Consider the following 2,151-nt stretch of genomic DNA (forward strand, 5'->3'; position numbering starts at 1 on the left):
GGTAAATTAGCTAATTTTCAGGGAAAAAGTCCCGGAATTTTCCCCCCGATCCCTCCAATGGCTGGCACTTTTTGATTTCCCAAAAGTCTAAAAGTCTTACCCAACAAGGTTTTTAGATTTATTCAGCAACCCCTATCTAAATTACTCGTTAAGTAACAGGGAGCGGGGAGAGAAAGTAGAAAATCGAGCATGATTCCCTCGGCAACTTAAAGTTTTTGAGTTCTATCTGAGAATTGGGAAATTTATCTCTTAATTATTGGACTTTTACTGGTAAATTCTGCTTAAATTTTTCTGGTTTAACTGGGTCTCCCTTTTTATGTTTTGGTCTCGGTTTTTGACAAGAATATCTGCACTTTTTTTAAGTAATCCCATCCCCTTTGATTCCAAACTTTTTCTCGTCCCGTTTCCTTTTCTATCCATCTAGCCACCTTCGGACCTGTCCAGATTCCTCCATCGGCAGGACGTTTTTTCAGTTCTTCTTTTAATTTTTGCAATTGTTCTTCCTTCAATAAAGGTTCTTTTCCTCTCCGATGTTCCCCACTTTTTTTCTTGAGATTTTTAACTCCTTCTTCCCCTAATTCATTATATCTTTTGAGAATTCTAAAACTATATTGATAATCTAATCCTACAGCTACTGCAGCATTTTTGATTGTCCATCCTAACGATATTTTCCACAATAAGTGCCATCTTCTTGTTTCTACTGAGTCTTGACTGCTTCTGTATCTATCTTTCAGTTCCTCTGAACTTAGATGTTCGGCTAAGTAAGCTTTCTTGGGCATTTTATCTCATTGTTTTTATTTACTCTATTATAACAGGATTTAAGAGCAAACGCTAAGTCTGCCAAAGGAAGCGTCAAAAGCGCAAAATCTGCGAGATTAGTTTTGGAAACGCTAATCTCAGCGAAGCCGATTGGCTTAGTTCATATCGCTCTCATCGTCCAGTCTAGCTCTAGCACAGATGATCCCCTGTCTGGAAGCAGTAAGGATTGTTTTGTAATTCACTCGATCCCAAACGTCACCGAAACGACCGCGGTAATATCTTTGTCGATCGAGGAAGTGTCGTAAATTCCCGAATCGCTCACGTCGGTGGAATTGCGCGAGGTGATCTGAAAAACTCCCGTTGTCGCATCGCGCACCCTTCCCACCCGACTGCCAGTACTACTGGCGATCGCCTCGGCTCTCGCTCTCGCATCCTTGGTCGCCGCAGCCACCATTTCCACCCGCAGCTTATCGAGTTGGGTGTAAAGGTATTGGGGGGGTTCAGAGACGAGGCTAATTCCCTCCTCGATCAATTCCGTTACCTGCCTAGAAAGTTCCGTGTAACGGGCCACATCCCCCGCTCGGATCTCGAAGCGTTGGCTGAGGCGATAGGCAAGAATTTGCCCGGTTTCCTGGCCGTTAGCTGTTACTTCGGGAATCGCCATCGTCTCGATCGCGTTGGTGGTGATTGCGTCGTCAGGAACTTGTTTTTCTTTGAGATAAGCTCGTATCCGCTCGGTTTGTCGAATCAGATCGCGGTAGGCTTCGCGGGCGGTGGGTTGTTGACTGGAAACCGATAAACGCCAGAGAAGATAATCGGATGTAATCGCCCTTTTTGCCGAACCGGTCACGACAAAAACATCGCTGGCCCGTTTCACCGCCAAGATCGAGCGCGCCGCTATCCAGGAACTCACAACGAGGGCGATCGATAGCACCGACAAACCCGCGAATAGCTGCGGGAAACGTCGGAATATAGAACTGTCTTTCATCGTCACTCCTCCTCAAAATTCGACGTTTCTATCCTATGCTAGTAGCGAGCGAGTTGAAATTATTATTTACAAAAATAAATTTTTCTTGCGTCAGGTTGATGCGTTTTTACAGATCGACTATCTTGTCCATAAATCACCTAAAAAGAGGCTTTATGCCTCATTTTTGCAACACTCCCCAAGATATCTGAGATTGTGGTCGCTTTCGCTCAAAACTTGACTGGATAAGCTTTCCTCTGATTCTTCTCTATTTGAGGGACATTTTAAAACTGCGATCACGGAAATCTCCTTGAGAATAGCAATTCTAAATTTGCCCTGTAGCAAGGCTTTTGGGGGTTAGTTCGCATAATACGGGATAAAATTCAATGGGATTGCGAATTTCATTTCACGAGTCTTCAGGCTTTTGA

At 44.0% G+C, this 2,151-nt stretch carries 2 protein-coding genes; both read right to left on the reverse strand.

All coding sequences use genetic code 11. The annotated features are described in order from the left end of the window. Positions 1–314: 314 nt before the first annotated feature. A complete protein-coding gene (locus IQ242_RS23170; RefSeq protein WP_193961569.1) occupies positions 315–779 on the reverse strand; it encodes a helix-turn-helix domain-containing protein in 465 nt (154 codons plus the stop codon). A gap of 218 nt (positions 780–997) precedes the next feature. Beyond that, a complete protein-coding gene (locus IQ242_RS23175; protein WP_193961570.1) occupies positions 998–1,747 on the reverse strand; it encodes an SIMPL domain-containing protein in 750 nt (249 codons plus the stop codon). Positions 1,748–2,151: the final 404 nt, after the last annotated feature.

The organism is Microcystis sp. LEGE 08355 (genome assembly GCF_015207185.1).
Lineage (GTDB): Bacteria > Cyanobacteriota > Cyanobacteriia > Cyanobacteriales > Microcystaceae > Microcystis > Microcystis panniformis.

Coding starts and splice junctions, on each gene's coding strand:
- IQ242_RS23170 (WP_193961569.1), bottom strand. CDS start 779: ATGCCCAAGAAAGCTTACTTAGCCGAACATCTAAGTTCAGAGGAACTG.
- IQ242_RS23175 (WP_193961570.1), bottom strand. CDS start 1,747: ATGAAAGACAGTTCTATATTCCGACGTTTCCCGCAGCTATTCGCGGGT.